This is a genomic window from Bacillus sp. 0102A, from assembly GCF_036765155.1.
Classification (GTDB): Bacteria; Bacillota; Bacilli; order Bacillales; family Bacillaceae; genus Bacillus; species Bacillus subtilis_G.
Genome location: NZ_JBAIZW010000005.1, coordinates 163,121 through 184,413, shown reverse-complemented (window position 1 = coordinate 184,413; position 21,293 = coordinate 163,121). Strand labels below are relative to the sequence as shown.

Annotated in this window: 22 protein-coding genes; 5 read left to right on the top strand and 17 right to left on the bottom strand. The window is 45.8% G+C overall.

Annotated elements, in window-relative coordinates:
• Positions 1-16: 16 nt before the first annotated feature.
• Both V6D41_RS13355 and V6D41_RS13350 read right to left on the bottom strand, forming a co-directional pair.
• Positions 17-1,345 carry a Na+/H+ antiporter family protein gene (locus V6D41_RS13355; RefSeq protein WP_333518512.1) on the bottom strand — a complete coding sequence of 443 codons (1,329 nt, stop codon included), beginning with the start codon at positions 1,343-1,345 and terminating at the stop codon, positions 17-19.
• Positions 1,346-1,489: 144 nt separating this feature from the next.
• A complete protein-coding gene (locus V6D41_RS13350; RefSeq protein WP_333518511.1) occupies positions 1,490-2,992 on the bottom strand; it encodes a leucyl aminopeptidase in 1,503 nt (500 codons plus the stop codon).
• 157 nt (positions 2,993-3,149) lie between these two features.
• Here V6D41_RS13350 and V6D41_RS13345 point away from each other — a divergent pair, with 157 nt between their 5' ends.
• Positions 3,150-3,626: a divergent PAP2 family protein gene (locus V6D41_RS13345; protein ID WP_087993305.1), complete on the top strand. Its 477-nt coding sequence runs from the start codon at positions 3,150-3,152 to the stop codon at positions 3,624-3,626.
• 287 nt (positions 3,627-3,913) lie between these two features.
• On the opposite strand, the gene spsC is transcribed toward V6D41_RS13345, so the two are convergent.
• The 4 genes from spsC to V6D41_RS13325 form a co-directional block, all read right to left on the bottom strand.
• On the bottom strand, positions 3,914-4,570 hold the full coding sequence (spsC, locus tag V6D41_RS13340) for a stationary phase survival protein SpsC (protein ID WP_148963994.1): 657 nt from the start codon (positions 4,568-4,570) through the stop codon (positions 3,914-3,916).
• A gap of 104 nt (positions 4,571-4,674) precedes the next feature.
• Positions 4,675-4,995, bottom strand: coding sequence for a YuiB family protein (locus V6D41_RS13335; protein WP_148963995.1), 321 nt, complete (start codon positions 4,993-4,995; stop codon positions 4,675-4,677).
• 52 nt (positions 4,996-5,047) lie between these two features.
• Positions 5,048-5,191, bottom strand: coding sequence for a YuiA family protein (locus V6D41_RS13330; protein ID WP_003243733.1), 144 nt, complete (start codon positions 5,189-5,191; stop codon positions 5,048-5,050).
• A gap of 173 nt (positions 5,192-5,364) precedes the next feature.
• Positions 5,365-6,585, bottom strand: coding sequence for an NAD(P)/FAD-dependent oxidoreductase (locus V6D41_RS13325; protein ID WP_333518510.1), 1,221 nt, complete (start codon positions 6,583-6,585; stop codon positions 5,365-5,367).
• Positions 6,586-6,915: 330 nt separating this feature from the next.
• Between V6D41_RS13325 and yumC the strand changes: the two genes are divergently transcribed.
• The gene (gene yumC / locus V6D41_RS13320; RefSeq protein WP_333518509.1) at positions 6,916-7,914 is read left to right on the top strand and encodes a ferredoxin--NADP reductase 2; all 999 of its coding nucleotides are present in this window, start codon (positions 6,916-6,918) and stop codon (positions 7,912-7,914) included.
• A 38-nt stretch (positions 7,915-7,952) separates the two neighbouring features.
• On the opposite strand, the gene V6D41_RS13315 is transcribed toward yumC, so the two are convergent.
• Positions 7,953-8,093, bottom strand: a complete 141-nt coding sequence (locus V6D41_RS13315) for a hypothetical protein (RefSeq protein WP_087993310.1) — start codon at positions 8,091-8,093, stop codon at positions 7,953-7,955.
• A 277-nt stretch (positions 8,094-8,370) separates the two neighbouring features.
• Here V6D41_RS13315 and guaC point away from each other — a divergent pair, with 277 nt between their 5' ends.
• Positions 8,371-9,351 (top strand): GMP reductase, encoded by a 981-nt coding sequence (gene guaC / locus V6D41_RS13310; protein ID WP_333518508.1) that lies wholly within the window; start codon positions 8,371-8,373, stop codon positions 9,349-9,351.
• Between the two features lie 53 nt (positions 9,352-9,404).
• Here guaC and V6D41_RS13305 read toward each other — a convergent pair whose 3' ends face one another.
• From V6D41_RS13305 to V6D41_RS13290, 4 genes are all read right to left on the bottom strand, one after another.
• Positions 9,405-9,767 carry a HesB/IscA family protein gene (locus tag V6D41_RS13305; protein ID WP_148963999.1) on the bottom strand — a complete coding sequence of 121 codons (363 nt, stop codon included), beginning with the start codon at positions 9,765-9,767 and terminating at the stop codon, positions 9,405-9,407.
• Positions 9,768-9,845: 78 nt separating this feature from the next.
• Positions 9,846-10,700, bottom strand: coding sequence for a diaminopimelate epimerase (dapF, locus tag V6D41_RS13300; RefSeq protein WP_333518507.1), 855 nt, complete (start codon positions 10,698-10,700; stop codon positions 9,846-9,848).
• Between the two features lie 121 nt (positions 10,701-10,821).
• Positions 10,822-12,036: a NupC/NupG family nucleoside CNT transporter gene (locus V6D41_RS13295; RefSeq protein ID WP_333518506.1), complete on the bottom strand. Its 1,215-nt coding sequence runs from the start codon at positions 12,034-12,036 to the stop codon at positions 10,822-10,824.
• 134 nt (positions 12,037-12,170) lie between these two features.
• Entirely contained in the window at positions 12,171-12,407 is a 237-nt protein-coding gene (locus V6D41_RS13290; protein ID WP_087993317.1) for a YuzB family protein, read from the bottom strand.
• Positions 12,408-12,669: 262 nt separating this feature from the next.
• Between V6D41_RS13290 and V6D41_RS13285 the strand changes: the two genes are divergently transcribed.
• The gene (locus V6D41_RS13285) at positions 12,670-13,737 is read left to right on the top strand and encodes an NAD(P)/FAD-dependent oxidoreductase (protein ID WP_333518505.1); all 1,068 of its coding nucleotides are present in this window, start codon (positions 12,670-12,672) and stop codon (positions 13,735-13,737) included.
• Positions 13,738-13,762: 25 nt separating this feature from the next.
• Here the strand turns inward: V6D41_RS13285 and V6D41_RS13280 are convergent, their stop codons facing one another.
• Positions 13,763-14,089, bottom strand: a complete 327-nt coding sequence (locus V6D41_RS13280) for a YuzD family protein (RefSeq protein ID WP_148964003.1) — start codon at positions 14,087-14,089, stop codon at positions 13,763-13,765.
• A gap of 136 nt (positions 14,090-14,225) precedes the next feature.
• On the opposite strand from V6D41_RS13280, the gene V6D41_RS13275 reads away from it, so the two are divergent.
• The gene (locus V6D41_RS13275) at positions 14,226-14,522 is read left to right on the top strand and encodes a NifU family protein (protein ID WP_250621913.1); all 297 of its coding nucleotides are present in this window, start codon (positions 14,226-14,228) and stop codon (positions 14,520-14,522) included.
• Between the two features lie 41 nt (positions 14,523-14,563).
• Here the strand turns inward: V6D41_RS13275 and V6D41_RS13270 are convergent, their stop codons facing one another.
• The 5 genes from V6D41_RS13270 to cotNH all read right to left on the bottom strand — a co-directional run bounded on the left by V6D41_RS13270 (position 14,564) and on the right by cotNH (position 21,151).
• The gene (locus V6D41_RS13270; protein ID WP_333518504.1) at positions 14,564-16,537 is read right to left on the bottom strand and encodes a S9 family peptidase; all 1,974 of its coding nucleotides are present in this window, start codon (positions 16,535-16,537) and stop codon (positions 14,564-14,566) included.
• 108 nt (positions 16,538-16,645) lie between these two features.
• A complete protein-coding gene (gene thrB, locus V6D41_RS13265) occupies positions 16,646-17,575 on the bottom strand; it encodes a homoserine kinase (RefSeq protein WP_087993321.1) in 930 nt (309 codons plus the stop codon).
• Entirely contained in the window at positions 17,572-18,630 is a 1,059-nt protein-coding gene (thrC, locus tag V6D41_RS13260; RefSeq protein WP_087993343.1) for a threonine synthase, read from the bottom strand. The genes thrB and thrC overlap by 4 nt, the downstream gene beginning before the upstream one ends.
• On the bottom strand, positions 18,630-19,931 hold the full coding sequence (locus V6D41_RS13255; protein ID WP_333518503.1) for a homoserine dehydrogenase: 1,302 nt from the start codon (positions 19,929-19,931) through the stop codon (positions 18,630-18,632). Before V6D41_RS13255 ends, thrC begins: the two co-directional genes overlap by 1 nt.
• 200 nt (positions 19,932-20,131) lie before the next feature.
• The gene (cotNH, locus tag V6D41_RS13250; RefSeq protein ID WP_333518502.1) at positions 20,132-21,151 is read right to left on the bottom strand and encodes a spore coat-associated protein CotNH; all 1,020 of its coding nucleotides are present in this window, start codon (positions 21,149-21,151) and stop codon (positions 20,132-20,134) included.
• Between the last annotated feature and the right edge of the window lie 142 nt (positions 21,152-21,293).

Below are 21,293 nucleotides of genomic sequence, written 5' to 3'. Positions count from 1 at the left end.
AAGGGGAGCCTTTTTCCTATAAAACAATCGCCGCAATCCAGCCAAAGATGATAAGCGGAATATTATAAAATAAAAATGTCGGCACACAAGTGTCCCAAATGTGATGATGCTGGCCGTCAGCACTCAAACCTGAAGTCGGTCCAAGTGTACTGTCGCTGGCAGGTGAACCGGCATCACCGAGCGCAGCAGCCGTTCCGATAATCGCAACCGTTGCCATCGGGCTGAAGCCGAGCTGCATGCAAAGAGGCACAAAGATCGTTGTGATAACTGGAATCGTCGCAAAAGAAGATCCGATTCCCATTGTAATGAACAAACCGACAATAAGCATCAACAATGCGCCCACTAACTGGCTGTTCCCCATAATGCCAGCTGCTGTTTTAACCAGTGACTCTACATCTCCGGTTTTCGTCAATACATTTGAAAACCCGGCTGCAACGAGCATGACAAAACCGATAAAAGCCATTAAAACCATTCCGTCAGTAATCAGTGAGTCCGCTTCATCACGCTTCATCACACCGCTGACAAACAGAATGATCAGACCTGCCAGCGCCCCCATAATCATCCCTTCTACTCCCAAAGTCTGAGATAAATAGAGCTGGACGCCGAGTGACACTGCGATGGCAAGAACCGCGATGGCCAGGCTTTTTTTTGTATATGGAGAAGCATTCGTACCAGATATTTCTTTTGTTTCGTATGTTTTCGGTTTACGGAAGACGATGATTGAGATAATCAAACCTACAACCATTCCCGCAACCGGGATCATTAAAGCGTAAGGAATATCACCGAGAGATACGTTTAATCCGGCGGCTTCTGCATTATCCTTGAGCATGCCTTGGAAGATTTGGCCGAAACCAACCGGCACTAAAATATAAGGCGCCGTTAAACCGAATGTAATCACACACGCAATTAGACGGCGGTCCATTTCAAGTTCATTAAAGATTTTCAACAGCGGCGGAATCAGGACCGGGATAAATGCGATATGAACCGGAACCACGTTTTGCGAAAAACAAGATATGATTAAAATTATCAGGACAATCAGCACTTTGGACAGTGCTTTTTTGCGGGTGTCTTCTTTATTTCCGATCAATTTAACGGAAGCTTCCACCATTGCGTCCGGAAGACCTGTTTTCGTTAATGCCGCAGCAAACGCGCCAAGCATGGCGTAGCTGACTGCAACGGTGGCATTTCCTCCGAGCCCGTCTGTAAAAGCTTTAACCGTTTCTCCAAGCCCGAGCCCGCCTGTTAACCCGCCGGCCAGGGCCCCTATGATTAATGCGATAACGATATTGACACGCAGCAGGCTTAAAACAAGCATAAGCAGCACTGCGATGACGACTGCATTCATGATAACCCTCCAAAAAATCCTTTAGTTTGCTAATGTAGTAGATAAATAAAGTACGAACGTATCGTATCATAATCGCTACACTTTAGTCAACTAAAGATTTCGGAAGAAAAAATCCCCGCCGCATTCCGCAGCAGGGGTCCAACATTATTCGCTTTTATCTTCTTCCAATGTAAATCGCCCCGCCAGTGTGGCAAGTGTTCTGGTCATAACGCCGGTAGCCCCGGACGGCCCGAAGCAGGTTGCTTTATTTGAAGTCGCCGTGCCCGCAATATCAAGATGCACCCAAGGCGTTGCTTCGGCAAATTCACCAAGAAACGTTCCTGCCATAATCGCATGTCCTTCGCGTCCCGGCGAATTGCTGAGATCCGCCATTTGGCTGCTCTTCACTCGCTTTTTATCCTTCTCTGTTATCGGCAGCTGCCAGATCGCCTCGCCGCATTCTTCCGCAGCATCAGCTACCTGCCGATAAAAGCTTTGATCATTTGTCATAGCGCCGGTCGTTTCTGTCCCTAATGCCACAACAACGCCGCCGGTCAGCGTAGCTACATCAACAAGAACTGACGCCCCATGCTGTTTCGCGTATGTAATGCCATCTGCAAGCACAAGCCTTCCTTCAGCATCCGTATTGAGGATTTCAATTGTTTTTCCGCTTAATGATACGATCACATCATCAGGCTTCATCGCTCCGCCTGAGATCATATTATCGGTTGAAGGAATGACAGCCAGCACGTTTTGCTCGGGACGAAGCTCTCCGATCGTTTCCATTGCGCCAAGAACCGCAGCTGCTCCTCCCATATCAGATTTCATGCCGACAATTCCAGATTTTGTTTTAATGGAGTAGCCGCCTGTGTCAAAGGTAATCCCTTTTCCTACAAGTCCGACGACATCTTCCCATTCCTTTTTGCCCTGATACTTCAAAACAAGCATTTTCGGGGGTTCGGCCGAGCCTTGGTTTACAGCAAGTATTCCGCCCATACCGAGCTCTTCCATCTCTGATTTCTCCAATATCTCACACTCAAAATCATATTTCGCCGCAAGCTCTTCTGCATAAGAAGCGAGGTCAGTCGCTGTCAGCATGTTTCCCGGCATATTCACTAGCGTTCTAGCCGAATTTGCCCCTTGCCCGTATGCCTGGCCGACGCGAAGTCCCGCCTGCACTTCTTGTGTGTCTTCATCTGTGACAGCGTACACGGCTTCAATTTGTTTGTCCGGCTCATTTGATTTGTGCTTATAATCCTGCACCTCATAGGAAGCAAGCAGGCAGCTCTCAGCTAAAGCATGAGCGGCATCGGCTGCAGGCACGTCTTCCGAAATAAACGTGTCAAGCAGGACAGCCGCTTCTTGTTTCCGGTCTTTATGAATCGCTTGAAAAACATGGGCAAAACATTCCTTCGCCTGTTCAAACGAATAATTGGCTTCTCTCCCCAGACCAACGAAATAAATTCGTTTCATATCCGCAGAGGATGGAGGGAATACTTTTGATACTTGATTTGGTTTCGAAGAGACATCACCATCTTTCAAAAGCTGTGTCAGATGGCCTTCCAGCATTTCATCCATTTCCAACGCTTTGCCTGACAGCTGGCTTTTTTGAAAAAGTCCAACCACAAGGGTTTCCGTATGCTCTAATTGCTGAATCGCATAAAACATATGCTTACACTCCTAACGTAATGGGTATTTGTTATGAACAATGGTATAATAGGAAAAACATTCTTTCCATTACACTTATTTTATCAAACAACAGTCTAAGACTTGTTTTTTTCTTTTGAAACACGAAGGATTTTTTCAAATAGAAAGGATGTCGCCAATGGAACTTTTAACAAATTTCCCTTTATTATCAAGTCTGGCCGCGATTGTTTTTGCTCAGGTCATCAAAGTGCCCATACAGTTTATCGCATCCAGAAAACTGGACTGGACGCTGGTAACAAGCACAGGCGGCATGCCGAGCTCCCACTCCGCAGCGGTTACCGCGCTTTCTACAGCCGTAGCCTTGGAGCATGGTCTAAGCTCCTCTCTCTTTGCAGTTTCCGCTATTTTCGCCGTCATTACCATGTTTGACGCAACTGGCGTCAGACGGCATGCCGGTGAGCAGGCAACAGTCATCAATAAGCTTGTCATTGATTTTAACCGCTTCGTGAATGAAGCAAAGGACTTCCCGAAAGCCAAAGAAAAAGAAAAGCAAAAAAAGCTGAAGGAGCTTCTCGGACACCAGCCGATCGAGGTTTTTTTCGGAGGTTTAACAGGTATCTTACTAACATTGATACTCGCTTACTTATTCATGTAAAAAACGCTCCAGTCGTGGCTGGAGCGTTCAGATTGTTACAAAGTCATAAAACGGTTTTTGTTTTATGACTTTGTCATCTTTTCAGCGTGATTGAAAACCCTTGAAGTCTAGGAAGGGCGAGCATCGGAGCAGACTTTCACAGGATGTGATGACGGCGGTGTTTAAGCAGGACGCCTAAGCATTTAACCGCCGTTCCTTTCATAACACGTGAGCACCGACGCGCAGTCCTGACAACGAATGCGAGGGGTTGTCGACACGCTGAACGCTCCAGCGGTGGCTGGAGCGTTTTATTCTTTCACTGTTTTATATTGATTTCTGAACACTTGCAAAGATTTTGTTTCATTGAGCTTATCAAGCTCATCCTCGGTGACCTTTCCCGTTCCCTTTTTAATCACATATACATCAAGGGTTTTTTTGCCCCATTCATTGTACACATCTTTGACGGTTTCAAAGTACAAATCAAGGCGGTTTCCCTTAATAGCCGATCCTGTGTCTGCCACAACTCCAAGACCGTAGTTCGGAATGAATAAAATCGTGCCGATCGGGAAAACGGACGGATCAGCGGCAACCGTGGAGTATAAATCCCGTTTTACTTTCACACCTGAATATGTAAGCCCGTATAATGGGTCACCGGGCTTTTTTCCCGTCGATTCAGCTCCTGCCGTGTAGCCTGTTGCTGTTACTTTTTGGACCGGATACTCGTTCCAATCAAAAGCTTCTTCTAACGGTTTTGTTTTATCCTTGTCCGCGGACATGGTTTGTGTTTTTTTCTGCTGCAATGCTTTTAATGTCAGTCCTGCATGCTTCAAGTGCTTTTCTTGATGTTCCTGCACCCATTTTGACAAGTCCTTCGCTTCGATTCCTGACACTGATAAAAGTGTCGTGCCAAATGCAAGCAGAAATAAACAGGTCATCAGCAAACGTCTGATCATATTCAACATCATCCACCTCTCCTCCGAATCATTGTTCCCAATTGGAGAGAGCAATATTCAATATAGTGAATGAGCAGAAAGCACAAAAAAAGCTTTCTTTAGGAAGAAAGCGGCATTTAAAACATTTGATATCCTCTTTTTCTGAGCATGTTGATCGCGATACCGGACACGACGGCGCCAGCCAAACCGCTGGCTAAAATCAGCACATCGGCAGCCGCTAATGATACGATACGATGAAACAGGCCGGCAAATGATTCTCCCGGCGACTGGATATAGCTGATCAGCTTTTCCTTGCTGATAATGAAAAGGCATACAATTGGATATATCACAGCCATAATCCAAGACATCCTCAGCAGCATGTTTAATAAGAAACCGATTCCAAAAAACAAAACAAAAAACAGAACAATTGAGATGATGACGACTGGCAGACTAATCAACCTATTCCACCCCCTGCGTTGTTTTTAGTGTAACGCGGGGGCTGAAATAAAGTCAACGGCTGGAAAAAGAATGACTGTCTTTTCCTGTCCCCTGGCAAGATGGGCAAGTCTCTGAACCGCCGAGAATCAATTGAAAGTACCCTTTCCCTGAGCAAAATGGGCATGCATGTGAAGCGGTTGTCGTTGCAGTTTTCATCTGATCATCACCCTTTTTTCTTAATTTTCTGATAATATAACATATTAGGCTGTCAACAATAAAGTTAGATCATGTGACAAATCTTTTCATGTAAGCGGAAACATATTCATTTTCCTCTTATTATCTTTTTATTTTGGCGTTTTTTAATAAAGAAAACCCGCGGAAGCGGGTTTTTAGAAAAACTTAAACTTGCCTTTTTTCAACGTCAGTCCAAGTCCGCCGATCAAAAACAGCGAGCGGTTATCGATGACTTTTTTCATAAACGAAGCCGGCGTGCCTTTCAGCTTTCTGCCATACACGACCCCAACCGCGTTATGCTCGCCAAGAGAAGCAACGGTTCCCTTAATGTCCGGCTTGAATTCCTCAAGATCTCCGCCTTTAATGAGCCTGCCAAGGTTTTTAGCAACCGTTATTCCCTGCTGCATCGCAATTTGCGCAGTCGGCGGATACGGGCGCTCTGTATCTTCATTCATAAACAGCGAGCTGTCGCCGAGAATAAAGACATTGTCATGCCCGGGTGCGCGAAGATCAGGATTGACTTTGACCCGGCCGCGCATATTTTCAAAACCGGCTTCCTCTACAATCGGATGGCCACGGACACCTGCCGCCCATACAACGGTTTGCGATTTGATTTGCTCTGGTTCCTCATCTTTTTTCCCGACTCTGACTCCTTCCGGTGTACATTCTTGCACAGCCGTGCCGATCTTAAACTCAACTCCGTTTTCCTCAAGATAATGAACCGCATAATCGACAAGCTCAGGATCAAAGCCCGGCAAAACGGTCGGCGCGGCTTCCACACATACGATTCGCACGAGGCTTCTGTCAATGTCATACTCCTTGCAGAGCTCCGGCACGCGGGCCGCCAGCTCGCCGAGAAATTCAATCCCCGTAAATCCGGCTCCGCCTACAACGATCGTTAACCTGTCCGGCCGTTTTTCCGCTTCCGTATTGTAAGTCGCAAACTGCAGCTCAATATGTTCCCGCAGCAGGCGCGACGTGTTGATGTTGGAGATCGGAAACGCATATTCTTTCAAACCTTTAATACCGAACGTCTCGGGCACCGCGCCGAGCCCGATGACTACATAATCGTACTTTAGCTCTCCATTCGCAAGCACAACTTTTTTCTCATCAATTTTGATTGCTTTTACGGTATCCTGTACAAAATTGACCCGCGACTGGTTGATTACATCTTTTATCTGATAACGGCAGCGGTCATGATGGAGCGTACCCGCGCTCGCTTCATGCATCCATGTCGTTTCATAATGATAATTGTGTTTATTCACAAGCGTAATATCAGCATCATTCGGTCCGACAAACTTTGTCAGCCTAGTTACCGTCATCAATCCGCCATATCCTGCACCTAAAATCACGATTTTGGGCTTATTCAATGCCATCACATCCACCTTCTCTTTTTTGCTTTTGTTAGACGCATAATAAAATCATCATTTGTGTTAGCTTCAGCTTATTGGCGGGATTTTATGAAATATATTGAAAAGTTTTTTGTGAAGTCCTTACGCATAGAACTACTATCATACTTATCCGGCTGGCCCAAGAAACATTCAGAAAAAGATCAATTCATTTGGTTATCATCGTATCGGCCTGCGGAAAATTTTTCAAGAATGGATGCGCACTTTATACACTTACGATTTTTTCTGCTGACTCGTCAATTCGAACGGCAATATGGTATAATTAATAACAATTTTCATTTAGGAGGCAATTTTCGTATGCGAGAGGATACAAAGGTTTATGATATTACCATTATAGGCGGGGGACCGGTCGGCTTATTCACCGCTTTTTACGGAGGCATGAGACAGGCTAGCGTCAAAATTATCGAAAGCCTGCCTCAGCTCGGTGGACAGCTTAGCGCCCTATACCCTGAAAAGTATATATATGATGTAGCGGGATTTCCGAAAATCCGCGCACAAGAGCTTATCAATAACCTAAAAGAGCAAATGGCGAAATTCGAACAAACCATTTGTCTGGAGCAAGCCGTTGAATCTGTTGAGAAACAAGCGGATGGCGTGTTTAAGCTTGTGACAAATGAAGAAATCCACTACTCCAAAACAGTGATCATTACTGCAGGAAACGGCGCATTCAAACCGAGAAAGCTGGAACTTGAAAATGCCGAGCAGTATGAAAACAAAAACCTTCATTACTTCGTTGACGATTTGCAAAAATTCGCCGGCAGACGAGTTGCAATCCTTGGCGGCGGAGATTCAGCGGTTGACTGGGCGCTTATGCTTGAGCCAATCGCAAAAGAAGTATCCATCATTCACCGCCGCGATAAGTTCCGCGCGCACGAGCACAGTGTGGAAAACCTTCATGCGTCGAAGGTTAATGTCCTGACGCCATTCGTCCCTGCGGAGCTGATCGGGGAAGACAAAATTGAACAGCTAGTGCTTGAAGAAGTGAAAGGCGATCGCAAAGAGATTTTAGAAATTGATGACTTAATCGTCAACTACGGTTTCGTTTCATCTCTTGGACCGATTAAAAACTGGGGTCTGGACATCGAGAAAAATTCTATTGTCGTCAAATCAACTATGGAAACAAACATCGAAGGCTTCTTTGCCGCAGGTGACATTTGCACATACGAAGGAAAAGTCAACCTGATCGCAAGCGGCTTCGGCGAGGCGCCGACAGCAGTGAACAACGCCAAAGCTTACATGGATCCAAAAGCCCGCGTACAGCCTCTTCACTCAACAAGTCTTTTTGAAAATAAATAATAAAAAAAGGAGTTTGTGTCAGCGACACAGCTCCTTTTTTATTTGAAGATATTGATATAATTCATCGCAGTTCCAATAACCAGCGCAATCACAAGGGCTGCGACGATCCAGATCATTGCCATGATAATGCGATCTTGGATCTTTTGCGACTTCGGTGTTTTTCCTTCGTTTTGAGTCATCTGATTCGCTCCTTTCACACGTTCATGTCATAAAGAAAGCCTGGTGCTGAACGACTAAGCTTTGCTGAACGTATATGATTCGCATTTTGATCCGCTCTCTAAGACCATTCGTTAAAACTATCATACCCAAACTCACTGTGCATGACAAGCATCGGCGCTTGCCCACACCTGTAAGCAAATAAAAACGTTTGACATCCTAAATAAAACAGAGTACATTATACAAGGCGAACATTTCATTTATTATTCTTTTAAATATTCGTTTTTAGGAGTGAAAAACATGGAAAACGTATTTGATTATGAAGATATTCAGCTAATTCCTGCAAAATGCATTGTAAACAGCCGCTCAGAATGTGATACATCCATACGTTTAGGCGGACGCACATTTAAATTGCCCGTCGTTCCTGCCAATATGCAGACGATTATAGATGAAAAGCTAGCCATTCAATTAGCCGAAAATGGCTACTTTTATGTGATGCACCGATTTGAACCTGAAACACGAATTGATTTTATGAAAGATATGCACGCACGCGGATTATTCTCTTCTATCAGCGTGGGCGTCAAAGATGAGGAGTATGAATTTGTCCGCCAGCTGGCAGAAGAAAACCTGACTCCCGATTACGTGACAATTGACATTGCGCACGGTCATTCAAATGCCGTTATCGAAATGATCCAGCATCTCAAAAAACATTTGCCGGACAGCTTTGTCATTGCCGGCAATGTCGGAACGCCGGAAGCAGTCAGAGAACTTGAAAACGCGGGAGCGGATGCCACTAAGGTCGGCATCGGTCCGGGGAAAGTATGTATTACGAAAATCAAAACCGGCTTCGGCACAGGAGGCTGGCAGTTAGCGGCGCTGCGCTGGTGCGCCAAAGCAGCCAGCAAACCGATTATCGCAGATGGCGGCATCCGCACACATGGCGATATCGCAAAATCAATCAGATTCGGCGCAACGATGGTCATGATCGGTTCACTATTTGCCGGACATGAAGAATCACCAGGCCAAACGATCGAAAAAGACGGAGAGCTCTACAAAGAGTACTTCGGCTCGGCCTCTGAATTCCAAAAAGGCGAAAAGAAAAATGTAGAAGGCAAAAAAATGCACGTGGCGCATAAAGGCTCTATCAAGGATACACTGATTGAAATGGAACAGGATCTGCAATCTTCTATTTCTTATGCAGGTGGAACGAAGCTTGACGCGATCCGCAATGTGGATTATGTGATTGTGAAGAATTCGATTTTTAATGGGGATAAGTATTAAAAATAAAAAACGCCAAGCCAGCGGTTCGCCGCTTGACTTGGCGTTTTCTGTTATTAGCACTCTTCAGGCTTACCAGCATTCGTCGCTGTTCTAAACGAAGAACCGCAGCCGCATGAAGCGATGGCGTTTGGATTGTCGATGGTGAAACCGCCGCCAAGCATGGATTGTTTAAAATCAATGATCGTGCCGTTCATGATATCAAGGCTGTCGTTGTCAACGAGAACAGTGATGCCATGTTCCTCAAATACACTGTCTTTTTCACCTTTTTCATGTTCAAAGCCCATTCCGTATGAAAGGCCGCTGCAGCCGCCGCCTTTTACGCCTACTCGTAAAAGCGCGTTTTCTTCTTCATGCTCTTTCATCATATCTTTTATATGCAAAGCAGCTGCTTCTGTAATTGTTACCGGGTTGCTCATCATTATGAACCTCCTTTTAAAAACCGGATGTTGTCTTTTATTATAAACATGATTCGTCCAATTCTCAAACGAGGTGTTTTACAAAAAATAGACACCCTCGCAAACGGTCTCAGCCGGCCCTGTCATCATCACATGGCCGTTGTCTTTCCAGTTAATCACCAAATCTCCGCCTGCTAAATGCACCGTGATGTCCTGATTTCGTTTTGATACGCCGTTTAACACAGATGCAACCGCAGCTGCACATGCTCCTGTCCCGCATGCCTGAGTAACACCTGATCCCCGTTCCCAGACGCGGAAATGCAACTCATGATCATTCACGGTTTCGACGAATTCCACATTGACGCCTTCCGGAAATCTCGGATCTTTCTCAATCACCGGTCCTAGTGTCGTCAGAGGTGCCTGTTCAATGTCAGCGATCGGAAAAACGATATGGGGATTTCCCATTGAAACGGCAGTGCCTGTTAGTTCAACTTCCCCAAATGCCATCGTTTCATTGATCGTGTGCTCTTCCCCGCCGTCAAGCATCGGAAGCTCGGCTTTTGTCAGGCGCGGTTCGCCCATATCGACAGTAACCACATTCACTTTCCCATTTTCAACTTGAACCTCCGCTCTCACAAGCCCGGAGAGGGTTTCAATCAGAAAAGATGTTTCCTCAACCAGCTTATGCTCATACGCATATTTTGCGACGCAGCGCAAACCATTGCCGCAATTTTTTCCTTCAGACCCGTCATTATTAAAAATCCGCATTTTAACAGGCGCTTGATCTGAAGGGCATATCAGGATCATTCCGTCGGAACCGATCCCTGTATAAACAGAAGAAACCTGAATGGCAATCTCAGACAGTTTTTCTTCCGGGAGCTGCTCTTCAAATTGATTCACATAGATATAGCTGTTACCCAGACCGTGCATTTTGGTAAATCGAAATGAATTCATAGGTGCCTCCAACTTTTTTTCTTTTTTTTAGTATAAGAGCTATTATAAACGGACACAATATAATTATCCCCCGTTTTTCATACATAAAAGCTCCTTGCAAATCGCAAGGAGCTTTTATCGTTTATATAAACATGCCGGCAATGGCTGCGCTGAGCAGATTGGCTAATGTTCCCGCAAGAACAGCCTTCAGGCCGAGGCGCGCGATATCCGAACGGCGGCTAGGCGCTAAACCGCCAAGCGTACCAAGCATAATCGCAATTGATGAAAAATTGGCGAATCCGCATAACGCGAAGCTGATAATCGTAGCGGTTTTCTTAGAAAACTCACCGATGTGCGGACCGAAGTTAGAATAAGCGACAAACTCATTCAGCACCAATTTCTGGCCGATATAACTTCCTGCCTGCAACGCTTCATGCCAAGGAACGCCAATTAAAAAGGCGATTGGAGAAAACACATAGCCGAGAATGGATTCTAATGTGACACCTTTTAAGCCGAACAAGCCGAATACTCCGCCAAGGACACCGTTTACTACGGCGATTAATGCAACGAACGCAAGAAGCATCGCTCCGACGTTTAAGGCAATTTGCAGTCCGGTTGAAGCTCCCTTTGCAGCTGCGTCAATGACATTGGCTGCGCCTTCTCCTTCATCCATTTTGAAATCGCTTTTTATAGTTTGCGGCTTTTCTGTTTCGGGTATAATCAATTTACCAAAGACAAGGCCAGCCGGAGCAGCCATAAAGCTGGCCGCAAGCAAGTATTCAATCGGGATACCGAGAAGCGCGTATCCAAACAAGGTTGAACCCGCAACAGCCGATAGACCGCTCGTCATAATCGTGAACAATTCAGAGCGCGTCAGACCGGCAATCAGGGGCCTGATCACTAACGGAGATTCGGATTGTCCCACAAAAATATTAGCAGAAGCCGCAAGAGATTCCGTTTTGCTTGTCCCAAGAAGCTTCGACAATCCGCCCCCGATGACACGGAAAACGAGCTGCATGATTTTCAAATGATATAAAACGGCAATCAGTGCTGAGAAGAAAATGATAACGGGCAGTACACTTAAGGCAAATGCCGGACTGTCGCCGACTTTTAGAAGCGGTCCAAAAATAAAGCTGATGCCTTCATTCGCATAATCAATCAGAAGCTGTACACGGCTTGAAAACCATAAAAAAACAGCGCGTCCCGCTTCCCATTTTAACACGATGTATCCAAACGCCACCTGTATGCATAAACCAACGATGACGGTTCTTATTTTAATATTGCTTTTCTTTTCTGAAAATAAAAACGCGATAGCAATGATCGCAACTGCGCCCAGCAGTCCCCAGAGAACACTCATGAATACACCTACACCCTTAAAATTTATTTAAAACAAATCTTTTATACGATAACAATAATCGTTTTTGATGTCTACACATTTTTTTAGTTCTTTTGGACGACAAAATAAAAAAGGGCCTGTCCAGGCCCTTTTCTTCAAAACATTGGGTTTTCTTCAATAAATGTATATATATTCTCAACAAGCTCAGCAGGCGTTTCACCCATGACGACTTCTCCGTTTACAAGAGCGAAAAGCGACTCCATGCATTTCCCGCAGTAGCTTAAGCAGCCGTATTCGAGGACATCCAGGTTTGGATCTTTCTCCAAAATCGCCCGGGCTTCCTGAGAGCCGTGAGCCAGATTGCTGACACAAAATTCAATCATTGGATTCATGCGGTTTCACCTCACATATGTCCATTATCGCGAATTTTTCACCATTCGTCAAAGACAATGGATTCTTCAAAATTTATTATCGTAACATATCATTTTCAGAATAACGTTTTACTAATTTGCGATTCCAGGCTAATTTGTAGGTTATTTTCAAACTATTATTGTGATTTTAGATCAAATTCGATATAATTCTAGATGTTATTTTACATAGTTCGTATTTTCTTCAATGTGTCTATCATACTCTTCGGATTAAAGGGGAATTCAAATGAAAAAATTGGTCTTGATCGGCGGAGGTTACGGGAATATGCGTGTTCTTCATCGCTTATTGCCAAACCAGCTGCCTGATGATGTTTCAATCACGTTAATTGACAGAAATCCTTATCACTGCTTGAAAACAGAATATTATGCCCTTGCCGCAGGCACAATTTCTGACCATCATATCAGAGTGTCATTCCCAGAGCACCCTCGCCTGGATGTCCAATACGGAGATATCTCATCAATTGATATTGCACAAAAACAAGTGCTGTTCCATGATCGTGAACCGATTTCTTACGATGACGCTGTGATCGGGCTCGGCTGTGAGGATAAATATCACAACGTGCCGGGAGCGCCTGAATTCACCTATAGCATTCAAACCATCGACCAGTCCCGAGAAACTTATCAAAAGCTGAATAACCTGAGCGCTAATGCCACTGTCGCCATTGTCGGCGCGGGCTTAAGCGGCGTTGAGCTTGCAAGTGAATTGAGGGAAAGCCGTGACGACCTGAACATTATTTTGTTTGACCGCGGCGATCTCATTTTATCAAGCTTTCCCGAGCGTTTGAGCAAATATGTGCAAAAATGGTTCGAAGAGCACGGTGTCCGTATTATTAACAGGGCAAATATCACCAAAGTAGAAGAAGGCGTTGTGTATAACCACGATGATCCGATTTCTGCGGACGCCATCGTATGGACCGCTGGCATACAGTCGAACAAAGTCGTCAGGGATTTAGATGTGGAGAAGGATGCACAAGGGCGTATCGTATTAACGCCGCATCACAATCTTCCCGGTGATGAACATTTGTACGTTGTCGGTGATTGCGCCAGCCTTCCTCATGCACCGAGCGCTCAGCTTGCAGAGGCGCAAGCAGAGCAGATTGTCCAAATCTTGCAAAAACGCTGGAATGGAGAAGCCCTTCCAGAGTCAATGCCGCAGTTTAAGCTGAAAGGCGTTCTTGGCTCACTTGGAAAAAAATCCGGCTTCGGCCTTGTTGCTGACCGTCCGCTGATCGGCCGTGTTCCGCGCATGCTGAAATCCGGATTGCTATGGATGTACAAACACCATAACGGTTAATGATAGAGAAGAACCGCTGATCTTGTCAGCGGTTTTCTGTATACCCGTACTTCTCCATTTCCTTATAGACGTCTTTTAATGTCGGATTGCCTTCACCGACAATTTTGTCTTCTACGAGAACAAGCGGATAAAAATACTCATCATTTCTGATTTTTTCCGCAAGCTCTTTCTCTTGTTTATTGTCAGGCGGCTCATGAATATCGATATATTGCATCGCAAAAGGCTGATTTGGATATTTTCTTTTCAGCGCAGCCTCAAGCCACTCGTATGTATCTTTGGCTGTCGGCATATTGACACAGCTTGCACAAATGGTTTCTGCGCCGTAGACGCTGAGCATGACTGGTTTTGTCACTGATAAACGCCCCCTTCTCCCTGTAGTCCTTTCTTTTCAGTATACAGAGCCAAAAGACGTTTTGATAGAAAAAAACCGTTTTTGTGTTCAAGTCCGAATGTGCTATAATGGGGAAAGCAACTTTTCAAACTAAACAATAGATTTTTATTGTTACACTGAATATAATGGTTTTATGATGACGAAAGGAGCGAATGTCATGACTGAGGTTGAAATGAAAGAACAGGTGCAGGAAGTACTGGACAAACTTCGTCCGTTTTTACTTCGTGACGGCGGTGACTGTGAGCTTGTAGACATAGATGAAGGTATCGTTAAGCTTCGTCTTCTAGGCGCATGCGGCAGCTGCCCAAGTTCAACAATTACGCTGAAAGCCGGAATTGAACGCGCTCTTCTTGAAGAAGTGCCGGGTGTCGTTGAAGTAGAACAAGTCTTTTAATAAAGCAGCCAGGCTGATATTTGATCAGCCTGGCTTTTTTATTAGAGATATTGATCAAACCATGAGCTGATATAATTTAGGCGCTTGATCCGTTGCCCCGGGTGTCCGCTGCGTGACAAATTGTGCGACGCTTTTGGAAAACGGACGAGCATGGTGTCCTTGCCCATTTTTTTCAAGGCGATAAATAGCTGCTCCGCCTGCTCAATCGGGCACCGGTCATCCCGCTCACCATGCAGAATCAATAGCGGTGTCTCCACGTTTGCTGCGTATTTTAAAGGAGAACGGTCCCAGAGCTTTTCTGTGTCTGCAAACATGTCATGCTCAAGCTGCCAGTCTGTGAAGAAATAGCCGATATCACTGACGCCGTGAAAGCTGACCCAATTTGATATCGAGCGCTGGGTGACGGCGGCTTTAAAGCGATTCGTCTGTCCAACGATCCAGTTGGTCATAAAGCCTCCATAGCTTCCGCCCGTGACACCTACCCGCTCAGGATCAAGCTGCGGATCTCGTTTGATGGCCTCATCCACTGCCTGCATCACATCCTCATAATCCTTTCCTCCATAATCTCCTCTGACGGCATTCACAAATTCCTGCCCATAGCCGTGGCTTCCTCTCGGATTGATATACACTACCGCGTATCCTTTCGCCGCCAGCACTTGAAATTCATGAAAATATGTATGCCCGTACATCATGTGCGGACCGCCGTGTATGTTGAGAATAAGAGGATATGATGTTTCCTCTTCAGCCTGTGCAGGCTTCATCAGCCAGCCGTTCACCGTCACGCCGTCTTCTGTGACATATTGAATATCTTCAGGTATTGACATCGTATGCTCGCCGACAAACTTGTCATTCGCGCCAGTCAGGCGTTTCTCTTTCTGCCCAAGCGGGATGCTGTAAAGCTCACTCGGTCTGTCCGGCTTTGTCACACTCGCAATAAAGTGTTGTTCGTCAGGTGAAATGGAAAAACTATTGATGTACTCTTTTTCGAGACGAATCGGATACACAAGGCCTTCAATAGATATATAGTAGATTCCCGTACTGCCTTGATCTGTGCCGATGACATAAAACCCTTGGCTGTCTTTTGTCCAAACCGGGCGCTGCTCGGCACCTCCGATCAATGAATCTCCAATGAGCGCATCCGCTAAATGAACGTCAAGCATTTCAGTCAGACATGTAAGGCGGTCTTGTTCGAGATCATAAAGCCACGCCTTTTCGAGCGTTGCATTCTGATATTCCTGTTCATGCCCAAGCAAAGCAAGATACCTTCCGTCCGGTGAAAATGAACTTGGTCCGAATGAGCCGCGATGAGACGTAATCACCTTGAAATCTCCAGTCTCGAGCGACATCATGCAGACGTCATGCGGCTTGCTGGCATCATCCGCTTCCGTCAGATCAGCTGAGAAAACAAGCGATTTGCCATCAGGAGAAAAAGCAAGGTCGCCATGATCGGCTTTGTGGTTTGTCAGCTGCTTTACTTCGCCAGACTTCACGCTGACAAGCACAAGTTGGGCATACACACCTCTCGTCAGCCCTTTGCCGTCCCGTTTATAGGAAAGACCTTTCACTTCAACAGGTTCAAAGCTGTCCGGCTCCGTTTTCTCTTGGTCATCAACCCTTTCCTCCTGTCCCAAACTGACAGTGACAAGCACCGACTCGCCATCCGGGGACCATACCGGCTTTGACACGCCATACGGTATATTCGTCAGCTTTCTCGCTTCTCCGCCTTCAGCGCTCATGAGATAGAGCTGTGCTGTATCGTCTTCACGATCAGAAATAAAGGCAAGCGTACGCCCGTCCGGAGACCATCTTGGGTCCGTACTCTGCTTTTCTCCATATGTCCAAGGAACAGACCCGCCGGTTTTCGTTTCATAAACCCATATATTTGATGTATACGAATCTTTCTCTTGATTCACTTGCGACTGCACGTATGCGGCACGGCTGCCGTCTGGGGCGTATTGAGGATCGGTCACAGAGACAATCGCTGTGATGTCTTCTGCGGTTATCAGCTTTTTCATATTCATCTCCTCCTTTTTACATGTATTTCGTTTTTCTAAATAAAAACTCCTTTATCTCCAGCAGAAAAAAAGCGTCCTCCGCTGACGCTGAGGAACGCTTGGCATATTCTATACACTTTTTACTTGATATAAAGGATTTCGCTCTATTATACTTCCCTCTTTTGGAACGGTCAAAGCGTCTACTTCGCAATGAGGGAAATGAAGCGTGAGCTGCTCTTTCAGCTTTGCTCCCTTTCCTTTTTCAGTCATCACGAGAATCGTCGGGCCTGCTCCGCTGAGAGCCGTTCCATATGCGCCCTTCATCTCGGCGACGTGTTCTACTTTTGACAATTCGGGGACAAGCATCGCCCTGTACGGCTGATGGAACATATCCTTCTTCATGATTTTCCCGACAAGCGGCCAATCCTTGGACATGATCGCAGCAACGAGCAAATTGCTGACGGCACTTGCTTTTACAGCGTCCGCATACGGAAACTCTTTCGGAAGCACGTCTCTTGCGTCCCTTGTCAGCACCTCGTAAAAAGGAATAACAACGACAATGTCAATGTCAGCATCCGGGACACGGATCATTTGTGTCTCGTCATCTTCATGCAGACCGATGACAAGCCCGCCAACGAGAGAAGCGCCTGCATTATCCGGGTGCCCTTCTTCAAGGCTGGCTAAATGCAGCTTGTCCGCTTCAGACAGCTTTAAGCCGCATAATTCATCAGCCAGTTCAATGGCCGCTACAATCGCCGCGGCGCTGCTGCCAAGGCCGCGGGCGAGCGGGATATCGCTCCATACCTTCACATGGACGGGAGGCATTTCTTTTCCGTACAAATCAGCTGTCCGTTTTGCCACTTGATAGATCAGATTATCTGTACCCGCCGGAATTCCGGCGACTGTTTCTGTTTCAGCTTCAAAAGACCATTTGTCGCTTCCAAAGACGGTCAGCTTCAAATACCTGCTGAGCGCCATTCCGACTGAATCAAAACCCGGGCCTAGGTTAGCCGTGCTTCCGGGAACAGTGACAGTGAACAGCATGCCGGCTTCGTTCATACACGGGCCGCTCCTTTTAAATATTCAAGAATGCTGTCTTCATCGGTCGGCAATGTGACCGGCTTGATTTCTGAAATGTCGACCGCTGTGTTCGGATCTTTCAGTCCGTTTCCTGTTAAAACAGCGACGACCTTGCTGCCTTTCGGAATGTCTCCGGACTTCACCTGTTTCAGCACTCCTGCGATAGACGCGCAAGAACCCGGTTCTGCAAACACACCTTCTTCACGGGCGATCAGCTGATACGCGTGAAGGATTTCATCGTCAGTGACTTCGTCAATTTTCCCGTTGGATTCCTCAGCTGCCTTTACAGCTTTGTCCCAGCTTGCAGGGTTTCCTATACGAATGGCTGTCGCTATTGTTTCCGGATTTTCAATTACTTCATTGCGCACGATTGCCGCCGCGCCTTCCGCTTCAAATCCGCGCATCTTCGGAAGGCCAGTGCCGTTTTTCTCATGATATTCCTTGAATCCCTTCCAGTATGCCGTAATGTTTCCTGCGTTTCCGACCGGGATGGCCAAAACATCCGGCGCTTCTCCCAGCTGTTCGCACACTTCGAAGGCAGCTGTTTTTTGGCCTTCAATGCGGTAAGGATTAACTGAGTTGACAAGAGCAATCGGTGATTTCTCACAGATGGAGCGGACAATTTTAAGCGCATCGTCAAAGTTTCCGTCAATAGCGATAATTTCAGCTCCGTACATGACAGCTTGAGCCAGTTTTCCAAACGCGATTTTGCCGTTCGGGATGATCACGATGCATTTCATGTTAGCGCGGGCTGCATATGCAGCCGCAGCAGCGGAAGTGTTTCCTGTAGACGCGCACATAATCGTGTCGTTGCCTTCTTCTTTTGCTTTCGCCACAGCCATGACCATTCCGCGGTCTTTAAATGATCCTGTAGGATTGATGCCTTCCGTTTTGACATGAAGTTCAATTCCCAGCTGTTCAGACAGCTTCGGCAGGTAAATAAGAGGTGTGTTCCCTTCATGTAAAGTAAGCGCCGGTGTTTGATCTGTTACAGGTAAAAATTCTTTATATTGATGGATTAGTCCTTTCCACATTAACTCCAACCGTTCCCTTCTACACGATATGTGCTTTTGACTTCTTGAACGACTTCCAAATCATTTAGGTTTTGCAGGATATCACTGAAATCAGCTTCTGATGTATGGTGCGTGACAATCACGATTTCTGCTAACTCATCATGGCCTTTAATCGGCAGCTGAAGGATCTTTTCAAAGCTCACGCCTCGTTCTGAGAAGACAGACGTAATTTTCGAGAATGAACCGACCTGATCTTTAACATGAATTCTTAAAAATTGCTGCGCGTAAATGTCTGACGGCGATTTCATGTTTTTCTCGTATTGCGGCCCAACAAAGCTGTTGCCGGTTACGCCGAGGCGCATATTTTTCATGACGGCGACAAGATCAGAAACAACGGATGTCGCAGTCGGCATGCTTCCGGCTCCCGGTCCGTAGAACATCGTCTCACCGACAGCCTCGCCGTATACGTAAACGGCGTTAAACTCATTATGCACAGCAGAAAGCGGATGGTGGTCAGGAAGCAGTGTCGGCTGTACGCTAACTTCAATTTTGCTGCCGTCACGCTGTGCAATCCCGATCAGCTTCATCGTATAGCCAAGGCGTTTGCTGAAGCTGATGTCCTCGTCTGTAATTTGGGAGATTCCCTTTACTTTGACGTCATCGAGATCCACGTTCATCGAGAAGCCGAGGCGCGCCAATATCGCCATTTTTCTTGCGGCGTCAAGCCCTTCCACGTCTGAAGTCGGATCAGCTTCGGCAAAACCGAGATCCTGCGCTTCCTTGAGCACTTCCTCGTAAGGGCTTTTTTCTTTGATCATTTTTGTTAAGATAAAGTTCGTTGTTCCGTTCACGATCCCCATCATTTTTGTAATCCGGTCTGATGAGAGGCCTTCCTCTAACGTGCGCAGAATCGGAATCCCGCCGGCAACACTGGCTTCAAAGTAGATGTCACAGCCATTTTCCTTCGCTTCCGCAAGCAGCTCGGAGCCGTACACAGCCATTAAATCCTTGTTTGCTGTGACAACATGCTTTTTCGATCTGAGCGCGTCGACCAAATATTGTTTTGTCTGCTCCACTCCGCCAATTACCTCGATAACGACATCAACATCTGGATCATCGATGACATCATACACTTCTGTCGTGAGCACTTCCTTCGGGAAATCTACTTCTCTCTTTTTCTCTAGATCTTTTACAAGCACTTTTTTTATCGTAACCGGACAGCCGACTTGATGCATCAGCTTATCCTGATGGTCTTGAATAATTTTAACGACACCGCTTCCGACGGTACCTAAACCTAAAAGCCCTACACGAATCGCTTTCAAAAAAACTCCACCTTTCTTTTAATTGTCCTCTCAAAAAAGACAATTGTTAACTCAACACAGACATATAAGTTACAAACATTATATAAGCCCGCTCTTGTTTTGACAAGATAGCAATAGGCTGAATTTTACGAATGTAAACGCTTAACCAACTGATATGACAAGATTCTTTATTTTCTAATTATTTTTGTCAGATTTTCTCCTCATCCTCTGCTTCCTTTGCCGAGCCAGCTCACGCGGGGAACAAATGGCTTCTGCGCCCGCATATTCATGAATTCCTGTGCTGTATTGAGAAATTGTTCATAGCGTCCGCAATCATTCAGAATGAAGTCAAGCTGCTCTTCATAATAATGCTTTTCTGATTCTGATGACATGTAGTAGCTCTCCACGATTTCAAAATAATGAAGCGGAAAGAGCAGACGGCTGTACAGGAGACGTTTTGAAAACGAAGACAGCAGCGTGACTTTCTCGTATTCCTGTAAAAAGAGAAAGCCCTGCTGATTAAAATCTTGTCGGTGATGCAAAAACGTATGCCTCATATACTCAGCCAAATCGCGTGAAGCGTGGTCAAATACCCAATCCGCAGGAATCCTGATCAAAGATTCGGATGACCACGTATGTCTTTCCATCCGCTGGTGGCATATCGTTCCAGAATCAGCAGCTTGGGGTTTGTCATCCAGCTCAGTGTCCACTAAATATTGTATCGCGTTTTCTGACAGTCCTAAATAATATGGAAATGATTCGATCATTTTTTTATCGAATGGCTCGTGCGGAGGAGTCTGAACCTTTCGCTGCCAAAACACTTCCAGCTGATCAATGCGTTTTCCCCACAAATCTTTCCACTGGCCGATTCTTCCGGCTGCCTTCACTTCATACGGGTACCCTCTGCCTTTTCGGTGAAATTCCGCCAGTTCCGCTCCAATGGAGAACGCCCGGTTTGAATAAGGTGGTGCCGCTTTCAGCAGAGCGTACGTTTTTCCCTCATGTTCAAATGTCAGCTCACCTTGTTTTGTAAAGATAAAAATCGGAACGTATGGGTCACTTTGTTCTTGTAAATACTGACTCATGTAATAAAGCTCCGCCAGCTCTGTATCTGAGAATTGGGAAACGGGGACAATCAGAAAGAATGAATTCGGTGTCTGAAAGCATTGATATGTGTGCTGATACATGGAAAGCTGCCTGATGTGAATACCGTATTTTTCTTTTATTGTGCCTTTCATCATGATCACCTGCCTGTTGAATTAGGGCTCATCACATCGTAGTCATACACGTCCGGAATTATGAATACATATTTTAATCCGACGAAGACGCAAGAAAAAGTCGTAAACATCTCAAATATTTTGTATAAACTAGTAAAAAAGATTG

Excerpts from the sequence above, each read along its gene's own strand:
- V6D41_RS13295 (WP_333518506.1), bottom strand. The coding sequence starts at position 12,036 with ATGAGTGTTCTCTGGGGACTGCTGGGCGCAGTTGCGATCATTGCTATC.
- cotNH (WP_333518502.1), bottom strand. The coding sequence starts at position 21,151 with ATGATGAAAGGCACAATAAAAGAAAAATACGGTATTCACATCAGGCAG.
- V6D41_RS13305 (WP_148963999.1), bottom strand. The coding sequence starts at position 9,767 with ATGAGCAACCCGGTAACAATTACAGAAGCAGCTGCTTTGCATATAAAA.
- guaC (WP_333518508.1), top strand. The coding sequence starts at position 8,371 with ATGGAAAACGTATTTGATTATGAAGATATTCAGCTAATTCCTGCAAAA.
- V6D41_RS13345 (WP_087993305.1), top strand. The coding sequence starts at position 3,150 with ATGGAACTTTTAACAAATTTCCCTTTATTATCAAGTCTGGCCGCGATT.
- thrC (WP_087993343.1), bottom strand. The coding sequence starts at position 18,630 with ATGTGGAAAGGACTAATCCATCAATATAAAGAATTTTTACCTGTAACA.
- V6D41_RS13270 (WP_333518504.1), bottom strand. The coding sequence starts at position 16,537 with ATGAAAAAGCTGATAACCGCAGAAGACATCACAGCGATTGTCTCTGTG.
- V6D41_RS13325 (WP_333518510.1), bottom strand. The coding sequence starts at position 6,585 with ATGGCATTGAATAAGCCCAAAATCGTGATTTTAGGTGCAGGATATGGC.
- V6D41_RS13290 (WP_087993317.1), bottom strand. The coding sequence starts at position 12,407 with ATGAATCCAATGATTGAATTTTGTGTCAGCAATCTGGCTCACGGCTCT.
- dapF (WP_333518507.1), bottom strand. The coding sequence starts at position 10,700 with ATGAATTCATTTCGATTTACCAAAATGCACGGTCTGGGTAACAGCTAT.
- thrB (WP_087993321.1), bottom strand. The coding sequence starts at position 17,575 with ATGAACGAAGCCGGCATGCTGTTCACTGTCACTGTTCCCGGAAGCACG.
- spsC (WP_148963994.1), bottom strand. The coding sequence starts at position 4,570 with ATGATGTTGAATATGATCAGACGTTTGCTGATGACCTGTTTATTTCTG.
- V6D41_RS13285 (WP_333518505.1), top strand. The coding sequence starts at position 12,670 with ATGAAAAAATTGGTCTTGATCGGCGGAGGTTACGGGAATATGCGTGTT.
- V6D41_RS13350 (WP_333518511.1), bottom strand. The coding sequence starts at position 2,992 with ATGTTTTATGCGATTCAGCAATTAGAGCATACGGAAACCCTTGTGGTT.
- yumC (WP_333518509.1), top strand. The coding sequence starts at position 6,916 with ATGCGAGAGGATACAAAGGTTTATGATATTACCATTATAGGCGGGGGA.
- V6D41_RS13315 (WP_087993310.1), bottom strand. The coding sequence starts at position 8,093 with ATGACTCAAAACGAAGGAAAAACACCGAAGTCGCAAAAGATCCAAGAT.
- V6D41_RS13330 (WP_003243733.1), bottom strand. The coding sequence starts at position 5,191 with ATGAAAACTGCAACGACAACCGCTTCACATGCATGCCCATTTTGCTCA.
- V6D41_RS13355 (WP_333518512.1), bottom strand. The coding sequence starts at position 1,345 with ATGAATGCAGTCGTCATCGCAGTGCTGCTTATGCTTGTTTTAAGCCTG.